This window comes from Pseudomonas sp. 21LCFQ02, from assembly GCF_024129895.2.
Lineage (GTDB): Bacteria > Pseudomonadota > Gammaproteobacteria > Pseudomonadales > Pseudomonadaceae > Aquipseudomonas.
Genome location: NZ_CM178749.1, coordinates 4,500,458 through 4,517,291, shown reverse-complemented (window position 1 = coordinate 4,517,291; position 16,834 = coordinate 4,500,458). Strand labels below are relative to the sequence as shown.

Annotated in this window: 15 protein-coding genes; 6 read left to right on the top strand and 9 right to left on the bottom strand. The window is 60.6% G+C overall.

Annotated elements, in window-relative coordinates:
- Window positions 1–46: 46 nt before the first annotated feature.
- Both NJC40_RS20570 and NJC40_RS20565 read right to left on the bottom strand, forming a co-directional pair.
- On the bottom strand, window positions 47–754 hold the full coding sequence (locus NJC40_RS20570) for an NUDIX hydrolase (protein ID WP_045491346.1): 708 nt from the start codon (window positions 752–754) through the stop codon (window positions 47–49).
- Window position 755: 1 nt separating this feature from the next.
- Window positions 756–1,292 (bottom strand): adenylyltransferase/cytidyltransferase family protein, encoded by a 537-nt coding sequence (locus tag NJC40_RS20565; protein ID WP_253141273.1) that lies wholly within the window; start codon window positions 1,290–1,292, stop codon window positions 756–758.
- A 196-nt stretch (window positions 1,293–1,488) separates the two neighbouring features.
- On the opposite strand from NJC40_RS20565, the gene NJC40_RS20560 reads away from it, so the two are divergent.
- The 3 genes from NJC40_RS20560 to nadE are packed head-to-tail and all read left to right on the top strand — an operon-like array spanning window position 1,489 to window position 4,207.
- A complete protein-coding gene (locus NJC40_RS20560) occupies window positions 1,489–2,136 on the top strand; it encodes a nicotinamidase (protein WP_045491342.1) in 648 nt (215 codons plus the stop codon).
- 11 nt (window positions 2,137–2,147) lie between these two features.
- Window positions 2,148–3,383, top strand: a complete 1,236-nt coding sequence (pncB, locus tag NJC40_RS20555; protein WP_253141271.1) for a nicotinate phosphoribosyltransferase — start codon at window positions 2,148–2,150, stop codon at window positions 3,381–3,383.
- On the top strand, window positions 3,383–4,207 hold the full coding sequence (gene nadE, locus NJC40_RS20550) for an NAD(+) synthase (protein ID WP_253141269.1): 825 nt from the start codon (window positions 3,383–3,385) through the stop codon (window positions 4,205–4,207). The genes pncB and nadE overlap by 1 nt, the downstream gene beginning before the upstream one ends.
- A gap of 99 nt (window positions 4,208–4,306) precedes the next feature.
- Here the strand turns inward: nadE and NJC40_RS20545 are convergent, their stop codons facing one another.
- From NJC40_RS20545 to NJC40_RS20525, 5 genes are all read right to left on the bottom strand, one after another.
- A complete protein-coding gene (locus NJC40_RS20545; RefSeq protein ID WP_045491336.1) occupies window positions 4,307–4,489 on the bottom strand; it encodes a hypothetical protein in 183 nt (60 codons plus the stop codon).
- Between the two features lie 282 nt (window positions 4,490–4,771).
- Entirely contained in the window at window positions 4,772–7,840 is a 3,069-nt protein-coding gene (locus tag NJC40_RS20540) for an error-prone DNA polymerase (protein WP_253141267.1), read from the bottom strand.
- Window positions 7,837–9,246: a Y-family DNA polymerase gene (locus tag NJC40_RS20535; RefSeq protein ID WP_253141265.1), complete on the bottom strand. Its 1,410-nt coding sequence runs from the start codon at window positions 9,244–9,246 to the stop codon at window positions 7,837–7,839. Before NJC40_RS20535 ends, NJC40_RS20540 begins: the two co-directional genes overlap by 4 nt.
- A gap of 6 nt (window positions 9,247–9,252) precedes the next feature.
- Window positions 9,253–9,885 carry a translesion DNA synthesis-associated protein ImuA gene (imuA, locus tag NJC40_RS20530; protein WP_253141263.1) on the bottom strand — a complete coding sequence of 211 codons (633 nt, stop codon included), beginning with the start codon at window positions 9,883–9,885 and terminating at the stop codon, window positions 9,253–9,255.
- 146 nt (window positions 9,886–10,031) lie between these two features.
- A complete protein-coding gene (locus tag NJC40_RS20525) occupies window positions 10,032–10,904 on the bottom strand; it encodes an EamA family transporter (protein WP_253117230.1) in 873 nt (290 codons plus the stop codon).
- 63 nt (window positions 10,905–10,967) lie between these two features.
- Between NJC40_RS20525 and NJC40_RS20520 the strand changes: the two genes are divergently transcribed.
- Complete coding sequence (locus NJC40_RS20520; protein WP_253141261.1) at window positions 10,968–11,480, top strand: MarR family winged helix-turn-helix transcriptional regulator; 513 nt, start codon at window positions 10,968–10,970, stop codon at window positions 11,478–11,480.
- A 57-nt stretch (window positions 11,481–11,537) separates the two neighbouring features.
- Here the strand turns inward: NJC40_RS20520 and NJC40_RS20515 are convergent, their stop codons facing one another.
- A complete protein-coding gene (locus NJC40_RS20515) occupies window positions 11,538–13,037 on the bottom strand; it encodes a CoA-acylating methylmalonate-semialdehyde dehydrogenase (RefSeq protein WP_253141259.1) in 1,500 nt (499 codons plus the stop codon).
- 167 nt (window positions 13,038–13,204) lie between these two features.
- Between NJC40_RS20515 and NJC40_RS20510 the strand changes: the two genes are divergently transcribed.
- Window positions 13,205–14,146, top strand: a complete 942-nt coding sequence (locus NJC40_RS20510; RefSeq protein WP_045491312.1) for a LysR family transcriptional regulator — start codon at window positions 13,205–13,207, stop codon at window positions 14,144–14,146.
- 183 nt (window positions 14,147–14,329) lie between these two features.
- Here the strand turns inward: NJC40_RS20510 and NJC40_RS20505 are convergent, their stop codons facing one another.
- The gene (locus NJC40_RS20505; protein ID WP_253141257.1) at window positions 14,330–15,130 is read right to left on the bottom strand and encodes a hypothetical protein; all 801 of its coding nucleotides are present in this window, start codon (window positions 15,128–15,130) and stop codon (window positions 14,330–14,332) included.
- Between the two features lie 236 nt (window positions 15,131–15,366).
- Between NJC40_RS20505 and cycA the strand changes: the two genes are divergently transcribed.
- Entirely contained in the window at window positions 15,367–16,788 is a 1,422-nt protein-coding gene (cycA, locus tag NJC40_RS20500; protein ID WP_253117235.1) for a D-serine/D-alanine/glycine transporter, read from the top strand.
- Window positions 16,789–16,834 lie beyond the last annotated feature (46 nt).

The window sequence follows — 16,834 nt, the reverse complement described above, 5'->3', positions numbered from 1 at the left end:
GCTAAAGCGGCTCCTACAGATGCCGTGGCGATGCCTGAGCGACCGATCAGTCCAAAAAGCTGCGATCAAACAGGTACAGACTCTCGGGCCTGAGATTGTCCAGGGTCGCCTGCGGCCGACCGCCGTCGCCGTTCTTTTTGCGCCCTGATTCACGCAGGTAACCGGCCTCAGTCATTTTCAGCAAACGCTGGCGGATGCTGGTCTTGAGCACCGGGCGTTGCAGCACCAGCGAGAAAATGTTCACCGCCTCCGGCGCGCTGAATTCCGCCCCCAGAAACATCAGCGGCAGGCTGCTGTACATCGATTTGGACAACAGCCGCTCATGACAGCCGGCAACCAGCCTGTTGTGGTCAAAAGGCAGTTTGAAGACCCCGGAGGCAGCCTCTTGCAACGACACAAAGCGTTGCCCTTCGCCCGGTTCAACGCTGCTGCTGACAATCGCCAGATAGTAAGTCGATGAAGACCAGCAACGCGGATCACGAAACGCATCGCCCACGGTGCCGACCTGTTCACTCCAGGCCAGCGGCATGGCGACCTTGCTGGAGCTGCGCAGACGCTCCAGCGCATCGTCCAGAGTGCGGTCTTCGACATCGCCATTGACCACGATACCGGGCAGCGCCCAGTGCCCGGCGTAGGGTTCGTTGTCGCGCTGATTGAGCAGGATCTGCAAGGTCTGGCTGGTGCGACAGTAGCGCAGCACACACAGGTCGATGGTGTGCAGGTAAGCGGCTCTTGGGGGGGTAGGGGCTTGCATGTCAATGTCCGGCAACGGCGTAGTGGCGATAGTTTAACGGATTGAGGCCGGGGGCCAGCCAGTGTTCAGGCAATGCTTCTCCTTGCAGCAGGCGTTCACGCAGAAGGCTGCTGCGCACCGGGGCCTGTTCGGCAATGCTGATCACTGCAAACCTGCGCAGTAAGGCTTCGCCCTGGTAGAAACGGGGCAGTTGTTGCAGCACATCCGGGCCGACCACCAGGGCCAGTTGCCGGTCAGCGACGCCCAGGCTGGCGGCCAGGTGGTCGAGTAACGCATAGCTGTAGACCAGCCCTGGTTGATCGGCTGCCAGTTGCTGCTCCACGTCGCTGACGCTGATTGCCGCTGCCTGCAAATGCGTGACGATGCGCTGCAGCCAGTCCACGCGCAATGCGTGATCGGCCATCTGCTTGCCATCCGGGTGCCTGAAGCTGGGCACCACCAACACCCGGCGCGCCAGACGCGCGGCTTCCAGCATGACGTTTACATGGCCGATGTGAGGCGGGTTGAAGGCGCCGCCATAGACTGCGATCTCGTACATGCCTGGTTACCTTTTGTGAGTACACGTCATATACCTTATAGCAGTTTCACGCGCTGCGTAAGCCAGGCGGATGAAATGAGAATCCTGCCTCAGAATGGAGTGTTTCGTACGCCAAGACTGCGGTGGATGAAAAAAACGGATTGCATCAAGAGTACATGACGTGTACCTTTGGTTTCACGAACAGGAGGTACACGACATGAACCGCTCCTTCAGCACTACCGCTTCTTTCGATGTTGACGCCCAGAAGGGCTTCACGCCGCTTTGCCCCGCTGAACTACCGGTAGCCGGTGGTGATCAGATCGCCAGCGATCTGAACTTCATCGCAACCCTGGCCAGCGTGCGGGTCGGCAGCAAGGATGCACACAGCCCCAACGCCCCTTGGGTGGTTAGCGGCCATGAGCAGATGCTGCAACCCACGGGGCTTGCGCATGCCGACCTGACTTGGGTCAGCCACTGCGTACCGGGCACTGAAGGTTTTGACTTGCTCGACGAACTGCCCGCGCCCTATGACTACGACTACTTCGTCTGGAAGGGCGTGGAGCCGGACTTTCACCCGTACGGCGCGCTGTACCACGACCTGCACGGCAAACTGTCCACCGGGGTGGCGCAGTACCTGGACAGCCGGGGGATCAAACAAGTGATTGTCGGTGGCCTGGCTCTGGACTTCTGCGTCAAGACCACCGCGCTGCAACTGGTCGCTGCCGGCTTCAAGGTGATCATTCACCTGCCGGCCTGCCGCGCTATCAGTGAGGCGGGTGCTGCGCAAGCGATCCACGAGATGCAACAAGCGGGCATTGCCATCGGCACCACCCGGGAACAGACCGCCAGACTGGCCAGCGAATAAGGAGCACGATCATGGACAGCGCATTTGACCGCGACACCGGTGTCATCCAGAGCCTGCTGGACACTGACTACTACACCTTCACCATGATGCAGGCGGTGCTGCACCAGCACCCCAATGTGGATGTGGAATACCTGTTTATTGTTCGCTCGCAGGAAAAACTCGGCCACCTGATCCCCGAGATCCGCGTCGAACTGGAGCGTCTGGCCGATCTGCAGATGCGTGAGGGCGAGCAGCGCTTTCTGTTCAACCGGCGCTTTCGTGAATACCTGACCCCGGACTTCGAGCAGTTCCTGGGCCTGTTTCGCTTCAACCTGCGCTACATCCATGTCTCGGAGGTTGATGGCCAACTGAATATCCGGGTTCGCGGGCCGATGCTGCACTGCATCATGTTCGAGCAACCGGTGCTGGCGATGGTCAGCGAACTGCGCAACCGCGACAAATACCCGGATGTCGAGCTGGAAGACGTTACCCGTCGGCTCTATCAGAAATTCGAGTGGCTGGAGAAAAATGCCAGCGCCGATGAGCTGGCCGAACTTCGGGTTTCAGACTTTTCGACCCGGCGGCGCTTGTCGTTCCGTGCCCAGCGAGAAATGGTCGACATCATGCGCCGCGACTTTCCGGGGGTATTTGTCGGGACCAGCAACGCGCACCTGGCTTATGAATTCGACCTGCCGCTGATCGGCACCATGGCTCACCAGTGGCTGATGGTCCACCAGCAAATGGGCCGGTTGCGCGAGAGCCAGAGCGCGGCGCTGGAAAACTGGGTGCGTGAATACCGTGGCCGGTTGGGGATCGCGCTGACTGACTGCATCAGCACCGACTTTTTCCTCAAGGACTTCGACCTGTACTTCGCCAAGCTGTACGACGGCCTGCGCCAGGACTCCGGCAACCCCATCGTCTGGGCCGACAAGGTGCTGGCGCGCTACCAGGAACTGGGCATCGACCCGCGCAGCAAAGACCTGATGTTCTCCGACGGGCTGAATTTCGAAAAATGCCTGCCGATCCTGCGCCACGTGCGGGGCAAGGCCAAAGTCAGCTTCGGCATGGGCACCAGCCTGGCGTGTGATGTTGAAGGCGTAGAGCCACTGAGCATTGTCATGAAACTGGTGCGGGTGCATGGCGAACCGGTGGTGAAGTTTTCCGACGACCCGGTGAAGAACGTCTGCGAAGACGCCTCGTTCCTGCAATACGCAGCGCAGGTGTTCAACGTCGACCTGAACAATCAGTCAAAGCAGGAGAATCTTTGATGAGCACGCAACTGCAACGCGACATTGCCCTGCAACTGGATATCGACCGGCAATGGCAGCCTGGCACCGAAGCCAGTGAGATCACCCGGCGCACCGGATTCATCAAGCAGGTGCTGCGCGAGTCGGGCTGCAAGACTCTGGTGCTGGGGATCAGTGGCGGTGTCGACTCGCTGACCGCCGGGCGCTTGTGCCAGTTGGCGGTGGAGCAACTGCGCGAGGAGGGCGTTGACGCCCGGTTTATCGCCGTGCGCCTGCCATACCGCAGCCAGGCCGACGAGCGTGATGCTCAGGCCGCGCTGGACTTCATCCGTCCGGATCAGATCACCACCAGCAATATCGCTGCTGCGGTCGATGGCCTGATGGACTCGATCAGCATTGAAGGCTTGCAGCCGACCCCGGAGCAGACCGACTTCACCAAAGGCAACGTCAAGGCTCGAACACGGATGGTGGCGCAATACGCGATTGCCAACTTCTGCAACGGTCTGGTGGTCGGCACGGATCACGCCGCCGAGGCACTGATGGGCTTTTTCACCAAGTTCGGCGATGGTGCCTGCGACCTGGCGCCGCTGTCTGGCCTGACCAAAGGCCAGGTCAGACAAGTAGCCAAAGCACTGGGAGCGCCAGAGGCACTGGTGTTCAAGGCGCCGACAGCGGATCTGGAAGACTTGCAGCCGGGCAGGCTGGATGAAGCGGCGTATGGCTGTAGCTATGCCGAGATTGATGCTTATTTGATGGGCGAAGAGGTCAGTGCTGACACCCGTGGGATTATCGAGACAGCCTTCAGGCGTACCGCGCACAAGCGAGCGTTGCCGAGGGTGCCTTGACCTTCTCTTGCAGCCATGATGGCTACTGCATCATCGTGGGTGCGAACCGGCTGGTTTTCAGGTCGCCGTGCTGATCCTGAAGACTGAAGCCGGATTACTTCAAGACACTTTGGCATCTGGCTTGCGTTTACGAGGCTTGCCTGCAAGCACCGGGCTTTCCACCTCGCTGAAAGCCTCGATGGCTGCTGCATCGAAGAAATCGCGGAAATTGCCAGAGCGCTGGATGCGCTCAAGTCTGGCAAGCGCTTCGTCCCTGATTTTGAGATTGACATTATTGCTCATATGAATCTGCCTCCCGGTTGTGGCCATCGTATTCCCGGGTCAGGTCGTAGGCAAGACCTATGCCCGGGATGAAGTGAAAGCCCTCTGTCTGATAAGCCCGACGTGCTCCAGGATCGGGATCGTTGACCACGATATACCGCATATCCAGCATCTCGCTTACAAGCAGGCCAAGGAATATCGGAGAAATTCAGATTTGCCCTACAAGCTGGCGGGAATCTTGAGCATTAAAGCTTCATTAGATCATCTACGAGTAGACTCGAGAGGGCGCTGCCGGTGCCCATTTCAATGGAAGTCGCGGCTGCGGACATCGAGTCCTTCGAGCAAATCGCTCCGGTCCAGCAAATGCCCGGCAATCAGATGCCGAACTCCGGATTCCACTTCAAGCCTGCCCTTGACCTGCAGCAACCGCGAATGGACCAGCGCGGTCCGGTAGCGCTCGGCCAGGTCGCGCCAGACCAGCACATTGACCATGCCGAACTCGTCTTCCAGAGTCACGAAGGTCACCCCCGAAGCGGTGCCGGGGCGTTGGCGGCCGGTGACGATGCCGATCACGGTGACATGGCTGCTGGGCTCTGTGTGGCTCAGGTCGCGGGAGCTTCTGGCCCGCAGGCTACGCAAGGTATCGCGCAGCAGCGCCAGTGGGTGCGGGCCGAGGGTGGTGCCGGTGCGGGCGTAGTCGGCGTACATGTTCTGCACCACACTGGGGGCCGGAATGACCACAGGGTCCTCCGGCACCGGACTGTCGAACAGCGGCAGTGAGGGTTGCACGGCGGCAATAGCCCAGAGCGCCAGGTGGCGGTTGTCGGCCAACTGGCGCAAGGCGTTGGCTTCGGCCAGGCATTGGCGGGCCTTGTGATCCAGCTGGGCGCGCAGGCACAGGTCGCTGATATCCCTGAAGGCGCTGGCCTTGCGAGCCTGTTCGATCTGCCGGGCGACGGGTTCTGGCAGGCCGCGCACCATACGCAAGCCCAGCCGAATTGCGGGTTGCGGCTGGTCAAGTTGTTCAAGGCTGCAATCCCAACTGCTGACCGTGACATCCACCGGACGTACTTCAATGCCGTGGCGGCGGGCGTCTTGCAGCACCTGGTCAGGTGAATAAAACCCCATCGGCCAGCTATTGATCAGGGCGCAGGCGTAGGCCGCCGGTTCATGACACTTGAGCCAGCAACTGGCGTAGGTAAGCAGGGCAAAGCTGGCGGCGTGGGACTCGGGAAAGCCGTAACTGCCAAAGCCCTTGATCTGCTCGAAGATGCGTGCGGCGAATTCTTCGGTATAGCCATTGTTGAGCATCCCTTCACGCAACCGTATCTGGTGCGGCTCCAGCCCGCCATGGCGTTTCCAGGCGGCCATGGAACGGCGCAGTTCATCGGCCTCGCCGGGGGTGTAGCCGGCGGCAACGATAGCCAGGCTCATGACCTGTTCCTGGAACAGCGGCACGCCCAGGGTGCGTTCAAACACGGGTATCAATTCGGGTTTGGGATAGGTGACTTTTTCCTTTTTGTGACGCCGACGCAGATAGGGATGCACCATATCGCCCTGGATCGGTCCCGGTCGCACGATCGCTACCTGAATCACCAGGTCATAGAACTTGCGTGGCCGCAGACGCGGCAGCATAGCCATCTGCGCCCGTGACTCGATCTGGAACACGCCCAACGTGTCAGCGCGGCTGATCATGTCGTAGGTTGCCGGGTCTTCCTTTGGAATCGTCGCCAGCGTCAGATCATGACGTTGATGACGATGCAGCAATTCCAGGCAACGGCGAATCGCACTGAGCATACCCAGCGCCAGTACATCGACTTTCATCAGCCCCAGGGCGTCGATGTCATCCTTGTCCCACTGGATGATGGTCCGGTCGGGCATTGCCGCATTTTCCACCGGCACCAGCGTCGAGAGTGGCTGCTGCGAGATCACAAAGCCGCCCGGATGCTGCGACAGGTGCCGAGGAAAACCGATCAGTTGTTCGGTCAATGCCAGGACCATGCGCACCTGGCGGTTCTGCGGGTCGAAGCCGGCCTCAATGAAGCGCTCCAGCGGCGGCAGGCTGTCACTCCAGCGGCTGCAGCATTTAGCCAAGGCGGCGATCTGATCGGCAGGCCAGCCCAGCGCCTTGGCCACATCCCGAATGGCTCCGGTGACATGGTAAGTGCTGGCCACGGCGGTGAGGGCGGCGCGTTCGCGGCCGTAGCGATTGAACACGTACTGGATCACCTCTTCGCGGCGTTCGTGCTCGAAATCCACGTCGATATCCGGCGGTTCATTGCGCTCGCGGGAGATGAACCGCTCGAACAGCATCTCCATGCGCGTGGGGTCCAGTTCGGTGATGCCCAAGGCGTAACAGACCGCCGAGTTGGCCGCCGAGCCACGCCCCTGGCAGAGAATGTTCTGGCCACGGGCAAAGTGAACAATGTCGTGCACCGTGAGAAAGTAACTCTCGTATTGCAGTTCGATGATCAGCTCGAGTTCTTTGTCGATCTGTTGACTGATCGGTTCAGGTACGCCGGCTGGCCAACGCCATTGACAGCCGTTCCAGGTCAGCTCGCGTAACCAACTGGCAGCGGTCTTGCCCTGCGGCACCACTTCATGGGGATATTCGTAACGCAGCTCATCGAGCTGAAAAGTGCACTGCGCGGCGATTTTGACCGACTCGTCCAATAATGCCTGAGGGTAAAGACTCTGCAGCACCGGTACTGCCCGCAGGTGGCGTTCGCCATTCGGGAACAGCCGATAGCCGGCCTCGCTGACCGTACAGTGCTGGCCGATGGCAGTCAGGGTGTCTTGCAGCGCCCGCCGGCCGCGGGCATGCATATGCACATCGCCGCTGGCCACCAGCGGCAGTTGCAGTCGCGCCCCCAACTGCTGCAGGTCGGCCAGTTGCCGCGCATCATCTGCGCCGTGGTGCAGTTGCACACTGATCCAGCAAGCGTCAGGAAACATCGACGCGACCCATCGTCCGTGTGCCTCACAGGCCCGCGGGCCTGGCACCCACAGCGCAATGATGCCCTCAGTGGTCGCGGCAAAATCGGCCTGGCCCAGTGCATAGCAGCCCTTGCGGCTACGCCGCCGGGCCAGCGTGACCAGCTTGCAGATGTTCTGGTAACCGGTCAGGTCACGGGCCAGCAGCACAAGTTTGATGCCTTCGCTGAGTTGCACTTCGATGCCGGTGATTAACTGCACGCCACTGGCTTTGGCCGCCTGCCAGGCACGCACAATACCGGCCAGTGAACACTCATCGGTGATGGCCAGGGCCTGGTAACCAAGCTGGGCAGCCCGCTCGAACAGCTCTTTGGCAGTGGAAGCGCCACGCTGAAAGCTGAAGTTGGACAGGCAGTGCAGCTCGGCATAGCGGCTCATGAAAACCAGCCGTGCAGTTGCAGCGGCCCCTCACAGCCTGCGTCACGAAAAGCCCAGCCACGCTGGCCATCGCGGGTTTGCACCACGTAATAGTCGCGGCGCACATCGCCGCCGTCCCACCAGCCGGACTCGATACGTTCAGGGCCGGCCAGGATCTGCACGCTGTCATCGTTCAGGGTTGAGGGTTCGCTAAGCAGCCAGCCAGGACGCGGCGCATCAATGGCTGAGGGCAGGGCGCCCGGTTCGACAGACCAGGCATGCTCGGGACGATGATCGGCGCGCGGGTGCAGCTCCCGTACCGAGCCGTCGCCAAGCCGCGCCCGTAGCCGCTCGCGCAAGGGCTCCCAGGCTTGCAACTGCTGGGGCCGCTCGTTGAACAGCGGCTGATGTTGCGGGGTAAATGTCGGCAATTGTTCGGCCAGCAAACGCACCGCCAGCACCGCGGCGGGTAGCCGTTGCTGCTCCAGCCGGCCACGGGTCAGCTCGAAGAGCATGCCTGCGTCGCGTTCGGCACTGAGCAAACCGACCGGCACCGGTGTAGCCGGGTGGCTGCGATGCTCAAGATGCAGTACGAAGCGCTGCACGCCACAGTCGCGACCGGCAAGATAGGCCGCCAGGTCACCGGTCAGGCGGCGTAACGGGAACAGCAAGGCCTGATGGGAGTCGACCTCGAAATTCAACTCGATGCGCGCATCGAACACATCCGGGGGGCTATAGAAGGTCAAGGCCAGGGCGCGCCGACCGCTTAGCCGGTCGAGTTGCTGCAGCACCTCGGGGGCAAAACGGCGGGCCAAGCCGTCACGCGGCAAGGCCAGCACCTGACGAAGCTGGCGCAACCCCATGCGCGCGAGGGTATTGGCGGCATCAATGGGCAGGCCGACGCGCTCTATGGGCAGCGGGTCGAGGGTCTGCGCCAGCCGTTGTGCGTCCAAAACCGCCAGACCGTCTCGGCCATTGGCCAGTACTCGGGCGGCGGCCGGGTTGGGCGCGGCACTTATGCGATGGACAAAACCCAACGCAACCAGCTCTTCACGCAGGCGCGCTTGCAGTTTTGGCCAGGGGCCGAACAGACCCAGGCTCGACTGCACTTCCAGCAGCAGGCAACGCGGATAATGCAGGCTGACCTGCGCACTGAAACCATAGGCCCAGGCCGCCAGAAATTGCTGCGAAGCTTCAATCTGTGACACATCGTAATCGGCCATGGCAAAGCCGCTGGCCAGGCTTTGCGCGGCGGTCAGTGACTGGCCCGCTCGCAAGCCCAGAGCCCGCGCTGCCGGGTTGACCGCTTGCAGCACCCGGCGCTGCGCAGGCCCACTGAGCAGCACCAGCGGCTGATCGCTATCGGCACGTTGGCGTAGCACGCCGTCCATGGCCAGTTGCGGGAACAGAATGCAGGCCCAGAGCATGACCGCTTACTGCCAGGCCAATGCTAGAGAACTCAACGGGATCGGCTTGGGTGGCGCGATACCCCCACGGCACTTGAGCACCCGCAGTTGATCAGGCGCAGCCTCTACCGCCAGGCGCAAGGCCGCCGGGGAGGGGTTGATGGCCTCTTCCAGTGGCCGATAGGCAAACGCCAGGGTCTGTCCGGTTTCTGCCGCCACCTGCAAGCGCCGCAATGAGCGGTCGTCGGCCTGACGCAACCAGCACACAACCGCACCACAACTGCCCGAGCGCAGGCTTTGCTCGGCAGCCCACAACGCGTCACGCCCCTGGGCCTGCACCAGGCTCAGGTAACCCAGCTCGATACCGGCCGCCGCCCAGGCGCGGGGGTAAGGCAAATGTGGCGGGCCAACCAGCACCACCCGTTCAGCGCGTTGGGTCAGCCGGGCGAGGGTGGGCCAGAGCAGGCGCAACTCACCGATGCCCTGGGCCGCCACCAGCAGTTCACTCAACGCCGCGACCGGCCAGCCGCCGCCGGGCAACAGGTTATCCAGCGCCGCATGGCCGGTCGATGGACAAGCCGACGCCGCACTGTCGCTGGTCTGCCCGCGCCAGATACGACGGCTGTCGAAGAGACTTTCAAGTGAGACAACTGAGGGCATGGTGGTGGAAAACCCGGATACTGTATTTACATACAGTATTTGTCTTAGCCCCGGTCCAGGTCAAGCCGCAAGCGACAAATTGCCATGATGGCGACTGCTGACAGTTGGCGCACCCGGCGGCAGTATGCGTCTGATAAAAGGCAGGTTTAACGCCCCCGTGCCGCCGTCCATTGCACCGCAAACACACTGGCCAGCACGATGACCAGGCCGATCAGGGCGCTGCCGGTCATTGACTGGCCAAGCAGTGCCCAGCCCAGCAACACTGCGGACAATGGGCTCAGCAGGCCCAGTGATGCCACCGCCACGGTCGGCAGGCGGATTACCCCGCGAAACCACAGCACATAACCGAGCAGACTACCGGCCAGGCTGAGGTAGGCGTAGGCCGCGTATTGCGCGAGGGTCAACGGCGGCAGAGGGGCATCGGCCAGCCAGGCGACCGGTGCCAGCAGTACGCCGCCAATCACCAGTTGCCAGCCGGTGAGGGCCAGGACTGGCATCTGCAACTGCCAGCGCCGGGTCAGCCATACCCCCAGCGCCATACACGTGGCGCCCAGCAAGGCAGCGGCCATACCCACCGGTTCAAAGATCGTCTGCGGCGACAGCAGCAGTACAGCCATGCCCATGACGCCGAGCAGCGCCGAACACAAGGTCGCCAACGCGGGTGAACGGCGCTCCACCGCCCAGGCCAGCAGCATGACCAGTAACGGTTGGATCGCACCCAATACCGCCGCCAAACCACCCGGCAAGCGATAGGCTGCGACGAACAGCAGGGCCTGGAACACCCCGATATTCAGCGCACCCAGCACCAGCAGGCGCCAGACGTTTTGCCGGGAGGGCATTTGCCGGGTGTAGAGCAGCAACAACAGACCCGCCGGCAATACCCGGATGAGCGCTGCGGTGAAGGGCCGGTCAGGCGGCAGGATTTCTGAAGTCACGATATAGGTCGAGCCCCAGATGGCGGGTGCCAGAGCGGTCAGCAGGATATCGCGCCATTGTGGGTGAGTATGGGTTGCGGTCATGATTTTATCTTCAACTCAAGGTAATATGATCGTTGCTCAACAACTACCTTGAAGTCAAGATAAATGACAGATTCGGCCAAGCAACGACCCCGCGATGCGGTGGACACCATCCTGGAACAGTGGCACCGCGAACGCCCCGAGCTGGATACCACGCCCATGGGGCCGATCGGGCGGATCAATCGCTGCGCAGCGCTGCTGACCCCGCGCCTGGAAGCAGGTTATGCCGCTTACGACCTGAGCGTCTGGGAGTTCGACATGCTCGCCACCCTGCGTCGCTCCGGCGCGCCGTATTGCCTGAGCCCCACGGCGTTGTTCTCGACCCTGATGGTGACCTCCGGAACCATGACCCACCGGTTAAAGCGTCTGGAAACCCGTCAGTTGATCGAGCGCGTGGCCAACCCCGATGACGCGCGCAGCCTGCTGGTGCAGTTGACGGCGCAGGGCCTGGCGTTGATTGATCGGGCAGTTGAAAGCCATGTGGAGAATGAGCGGCGCCTGCTGGAGACATTGCCGGCCGATGTGCTGGCTGAGCTGGATGCCAGCTTGTCGAGGTTGTTGCGGGTGTTGGAGGGGTAGAACAAGTTGCGGTTTTTCGCGGCTGAAGCGGCGATCCGCTTCAGCCGCGAAAGCAGATTACTTGGCAACCGGCATGGCGAACTCAGCGCCTTTTTCGATGCTTTCCGGCCAGCGCTGCATGATCGACTTCTGTTTGGTGTAGAAGCGTACGCCTTCGCTGCCATAGGCGTGCATGTCGCCAAACAGGCTCTTTTTCCAGCCGCCGAAACCGTGCCAGGCCATTGGTACTGGAATCGGTACGTTGATACCGACCATGCCGACTTCAATGCGGCGACCGAACTCACGGGCGATGTTGCCGTCGGCGGTGAACAGGCTGACGCCGTTGCCGAACTCGTGGTTGTTGACCAGTTCCACTGCCTGACCGAAGTCATCCACGCGCACGCAGCTCAACACCGGGCCGAAAATCTCTTCGCGGTAGATGGTCATTTCCGGGGTGACATGGTCGAACAGTGTCGCGCCAAGCCAGAAACCGTTTTCCAGACCGGCTTCGGCAGGTTTGAAGTCGCGGCCATCAAGCAGCAGCTTGGCACCGGCAGCCACACCTTGTTCGATGTAGCCGGTGATGCGCTTGCGGGCCACATCAGTGACGATCGGGCCCATTTCGGCTTTCAGGTCACGGCCATCGGTGACGCGCAGTTGCTTGGCGCGCTCGATCAGGGCCGGGACGATCTTGTCGGCCACATCACCGACCAATACGGCCACCGAGATCGCCATGCAGCGCTCACCCGCACTGCCGTAAGCGGCGCCCATCAAGGCATCGACGGTTTTCTCGATATCGGCGTCGGGCATCACCACCATGTGGTTCTTGGCACCGCCCAGGCCCTGGACACGCTTGCCATTGCGAGCGCCGGTCTCGTAGATGTATTGGGCAATCGGTGTCGAGCCGACGAAGCTCAGCGCCTTGACGTCCGGGTGTTCCAGCAGCGCGTCGACCGACTCCTTGTCGCCTTGCACCACGTTGAACACGCCTTTGGGCAGACCGGCCTCACGCAGCAGCTCAGCCATGAACAGCGACGCGCTCGGGTCGGTCGGGCTTGGCTTGAGGACGAAGGTGTTACCGGCCGCCAGGGCGATCGGGTACATCCACATCGGGACCATCACAGGGAAGTTGAACGGCGTTACACCGGCCACCACGCCCAGTGGTTGGCGTACGGTCCAGTTATCAATACCCCGGGAGACCTGGTCGGTATGGTCGCCCTTCATCAGGTGCGGAATACCACAGGCGAATTCGAGAATGTCGATACCGCGCTCGACTTCGCCCTGGGCATCAGTGAATACCTTGCCGTGCTCGGCGGTGATGATGCGCGCCAGATCATCTTTACGTTCCTGCAGCAATTGCAGGTAACGGAACAGTACCCGGGCGCGACGGATTGGCGGCGTCTCGCTCCATTCAGCGAATGCCGCCTTGGCCGCAGCAACGGCTTCGTCGACCGTCTTGCGGCTGCCGAGCGCGACTTTGCCGGTCACTTCACCGGTAGCCGGGTTGTAAACGTCCTGATAGCGGTCGTCGCGGCTGACACGGGCGTCATTGATGTAATGTTCGATGGTCTGGCTCATGAGTACCTCTTGGTTGTTGTTCGCAAGATGGATTCACGATAACCCTTGAATTTGTTCGCGACCAGACCATAATAGCGAACTCATTGTTTTGAATAGCGAACAATAGGCATCGTCGGATCCGGTTTTAACGCAAGCGATGGCAACGAAGGTCATTTTAGAGGTGCTCAATGGAACATACAGAAATCGAAGGCCTCTGGACCCATATCCGCTGGCTGGCTGTACTGGAAGAGCAGGGCACTTATACCGCCGCAGCGACGCGCCTGGGGGTCAGCAAGTCGGTGGTCAGCCAGCGAATTGCGGAACTGGAAAAGGCCACCGGTACGCAACTGGTAAACCGTACCACCCGCAGTGTGCGTCTGACCCAGGCCGGTGAAGCCCTGACCCGCGAGGTGCGCGACGCCTACGCGCAGATCGCCCGCAGCTTCTCGGCGGTACGCGAATCATCCGGCACGCTGCGTGGCTTGCTGCGCCTCACCGCTCCAGTGGCCTTTGCCCGCCAGCAACTGGTGCCGCTGCTGCCGGCGTTTCTCGAACGCTACCCGCAAGTGCGGGTGCAACTGGAAGTCTCCGACGCATTGACCTCTATCGCCGCCGAAGGCTTCGACCTGGCGATCCGCCACAGTTTTCAGATCCCCGATACCCATGTGGCCTGGAAGCTGTGCGACACCGCTTCAGTGCTGGTGGCCAGTCAGGGCTACATTGCACGCCATGGGGAACCACACAGCCCGGAGCAACTGGCCAGCCATAACTGCCTGTTTTACCCGCGTGGCGGTGATCAACCGGTGTGGACTTTCGAACGCGCCAAGCGGGGTAGCACTGAGCCAGAGCGCCTTAGCGTGCCGATCACCGGCAACTTCGCCACCAATAACAGTGAAGCCCTGCGCGATGCCGCCTTGCAGGACACCGGGATTGCCCTGTTACCCGACTTCAGCGCTCAGGCAGCGCTGGCCCAGGGCTCGCTGCAACGGGTGCTGCCAGACTGGACGCTCAAAGGGGCATTTGCGGGCGAAATTCACCTGATCCGCCCGTATTCACCGCACGTGCCCAAGGCGGTGGGGGCGCTGGTCAGTTATCTGCGTGAGCGGCTAGGGAAAGGTTTTCACGCATAGACAGACCTGTACATCGCCGAGGATCTGGGCTAACGCCAATACTGGTCACTTAGGTACTCTATGCCCCCAGTGGGAGCGAGCTTGCTCGCGAAGAGGCCAGTAAAGTCACAGCATCTGCTGCGAATGTGCCGCCGTCTTCGCTGGCAAGCCAGCTCCCACCGGTCTATGGGGGCTAACGGCCATTCAGTTCTTGGGGCGTACCACAATACCGCTGTAAGCATCGCGGCATTGCAGGTCGACAGAGTTACGCTCAGCACTTCTGATGCTCACCGGCCCCCGAACAAATAAGGATACCGTTTGACCGTCTTTTAGCTCGTTGAACAGGGAGTGCCCCTGTCTCACTCTGAAAATCAAAGGTTTCGCAGGCGTATGGTCTTTGAATTTGCACAGGCTTTTAACGTAGTAATCCCCTTTGAAAAGATTAACCTTCGCATCGCCGAATGCGATATGCGGCCCGGTTGTCAGTTTGTCAACGTCGTCTGTCAATGTACTGAAAGCTGCAAAGGCACTGAAATAATTGAGCGCCTGCCCACCAATATCCAATGGTGTGGAGTGACGCTTGTTGATGCTCATCCTGTGCCAAGCATCAATCACTTCCTCAAGCGTACCTGGATGCTGGATTGGTGACGTACGCACCTGTATGGCTAACGTCCGCATTTGTTCGACTGACGGCCTGGATTTTTTGTCTTGCTTCGGTAGCTTCCCCAAATGACTAGGAACAACTGAAACTGGCTCATCTGCTGCAAACTGCTTACGCACACCAGAGAGGGAGCCTGATTCGGTCTTCTTCTTTTCGTTCCGGCATCCTGATGCATGAGACTGGGGAGCGCGAAAGAAATAGTTCTTTTTCTTTGCCGGTATGACTTCTGCGAGACAACGCTGATCGGGGCAGAAAAAATACAAGTCATTCTCGTGAGCAAACTCAACAGACACATTACCCTGCAGTTCCCAGCAAATAGCAGAAATCATAAGCTCTTCGGTCATCGGAATTTTCTCCCCCTCTGATGAATACCTATATTTGATTGGTCGACAATACGCTTTTGATGCTCTTGAGACGGCCTTGATCCACCCTCTCTTCCTTTCAAAAAAATCACCTGAACCCTGGAAAGCACACGCGCAAAGATATTGACATCCTCCCCGCCCTTTAGGGCGGGGAGAATGTCAAGAAAGGGGGTGTCATTGATGGTATAAAAACAATTCGAAACACAAGGAAAGAATTCATGACAACCCCGCTTCACGATCACCCCGCTCAAGAACCTGACGAACACGCCCTCAAACGCAACCTTTCCAATCGCCATATCCAGTTGATAGCCATTGGCGGCGCCATTGGTACCGGCCTGTTCATGGGCTCGGGCAAGACCATCAGCCTGGCCGGCCCGTCGATCATTTTCGTCTACATGATCATCGGCTTCATGCTGTTCTTCGTCATGCGCGCAATGGGCGAGTTGCTGCTGTCGAACCTCAACTACAAGTCCTTCATCGACTTTTCTACCGACCTGCTCGGTCCGTGGGCGGGCTTTTTCACTGGCTGGACTTACTGGTTCTGCTGGATCGTGACCGGCATCGCCGATGTCATCGCCATTGCCGCCTATACCCAGTTCTGGTTCCCGGAGGTGCAGCCTTGGATACCGGCGCTGGCCTGCGTAGCCCTGTTGCTGTCGCTGAACCTGCTGACAGTGAAAATGTTCGGCGAGCTGGAGTTCTGGTTCGCGATGATCAAGATCGTCGCCATTTGCGCGCTGATCTGCACCGGCCTGTACATGGTGATTGCCAGCTACCAGTCGCCGAGTGGCGATGTGGCGTCGTTGAGCAACCTGTGGAACGACGGCGGCATGTTCCCGCATGGTTTGATGGGCTTTTTCGCCGGTTTCCAGATCGCGGTGTTTGCTTTTGTCGGTATCGAACTGGTGGGCACCACCGCCGCCGAAACCCGCAACCCGGAGCGCAACCTGCCACGGGCGATCAACTCGATCCCGATCCGGATCATCGTGTTTTACGTGCTGGCGCTGATCACCATCATGGCGGTGACGCCGTGGCGTGACGTGGTGCCCAACAAGAGCCCGTTCGTTGAATTGTTCGTGTTGGCCGGGCTGCCGGCGGCCGCTGCGGTGATCAACTTCGTGGTTCTGACTTCCGCTGCGTCGTCGGCCAACAGTGGGGTATTTTCCACCAGCCGCATGCTCTACGGCCTGGCCATGGAAGGTGATGCCCCGAAGCGCTTCGGTACGCTATCGCGCAGCGCCGTGCCGTCCAACGGCCTGATCTTCTCCTGCATCTGCCTGACCTTTGGCGCAGTGGTGATCTACCTGATGCCGAGCATGATCGAAGCGTTCACCCTGATCACTACGGTGTCGGCGCTGCTGTTCATGTTTGTCTGGTCGATGATCCTGCTGTCGTACATGGCCTACCGCAACCAGCGGGGGCATCTGCATCAGGCCTCGAAATTCCGCATGCCTGGTGGCGTGTTCATGTGCTGGGTGTGCCTGGCGTTTTTTGCCTTCATCCTGGTATTGCTGGCGCTGCAAGCCGACACCCGTCAGGCGCTGCTGGTGACGCCGGTGTGGTTTGTGGTGTTAGGCGTGGCGTACCGGGTGCGTCGTCAGAATACAGCGCACGCAAAGGTTGGGTATAAGGCGGACTGAGGTTTGCCGTTGTTGTAACGCGGGGCAATAGCCAGCGCCCCGCGGG

Excerpts from the sequence above, each read along its gene's own strand:
- NJC40_RS20535 (WP_253141265.1), bottom strand. The coding sequence starts at position 9,246 with ATGCTCTGGGCCTGCATTCTGTTCCCGCAACTGGCCATGGACGGCGTG.
- NJC40_RS20560 (WP_045491342.1), top strand. The coding sequence starts at position 1,489 with ATGAACCGCTCCTTCAGCACTACCGCTTCTTTCGATGTTGACGCCCAG.
- nadE (WP_253141269.1), top strand. The coding sequence starts at position 3,383 with ATGAGCACGCAACTGCAACGCGACATTGCCCTGCAACTGGATATCGAC.
- NJC40_RS20505 (WP_253141257.1), bottom strand. The coding sequence starts at position 15,130 with ATGACCGAAGAGCTTATGATTTCTGCTATTTGCTGGGAACTGCAGGGT.
- imuA (WP_253141263.1), bottom strand. The coding sequence starts at position 9,885 with ATGCCCTCAGTTGTCTCACTTGAAAGTCTCTTCGACAGCCGTCGTATC.
- pncB (WP_253141271.1), top strand. The coding sequence starts at position 2,148 with ATGGACAGCGCATTTGACCGCGACACCGGTGTCATCCAGAGCCTGCTG.
- NJC40_RS20545 (WP_045491336.1), bottom strand. The coding sequence starts at position 4,489 with ATGAGCAATAATGTCAATCTCAAAATCAGGGACGAAGCGCTTGCCAGA.
- NJC40_RS20515 (WP_253141259.1), bottom strand. The coding sequence starts at position 13,037 with ATGAGCCAGACCATCGAACATTACATCAATGACGCCCGTGTCAGCCGC.
- NJC40_RS20540 (WP_253141267.1), bottom strand. The coding sequence starts at position 7,840 with ATGAGCCGCTATGCCGAGCTGCACTGCCTGTCCAACTTCAGCTTTCAG.
- NJC40_RS20525 (WP_253117230.1), bottom strand. The coding sequence starts at position 10,904 with ATGACCGCAACCCATACTCACCCACAATGGCGCGATATCCTGCTGACC.
- NJC40_RS20570 (WP_045491346.1), bottom strand. The coding sequence starts at position 754 with ATGCAAGCCCCTACCCCCCCAAGAGCCGCTTACCTGCACACCATCGAC.
- cycA (WP_253117235.1), top strand. The coding sequence starts at position 15,367 with ATGACAACCCCGCTTCACGATCACCCCGCTCAAGAACCTGACGAACAC.
- NJC40_RS20520 (WP_253141261.1), top strand. The coding sequence starts at position 10,968 with ATGACAGATTCGGCCAAGCAACGACCCCGCGATGCGGTGGACACCATC.
- NJC40_RS20565 (WP_253141273.1), bottom strand. The coding sequence starts at position 1,292 with ATGTACGAGATCGCAGTCTATGGCGGCGCCTTCAACCCGCCTCACATC.
- NJC40_RS20510 (WP_045491312.1), top strand. The coding sequence starts at position 13,205 with ATGGAACATACAGAAATCGAAGGCCTCTGGACCCATATCCGCTGGCTG.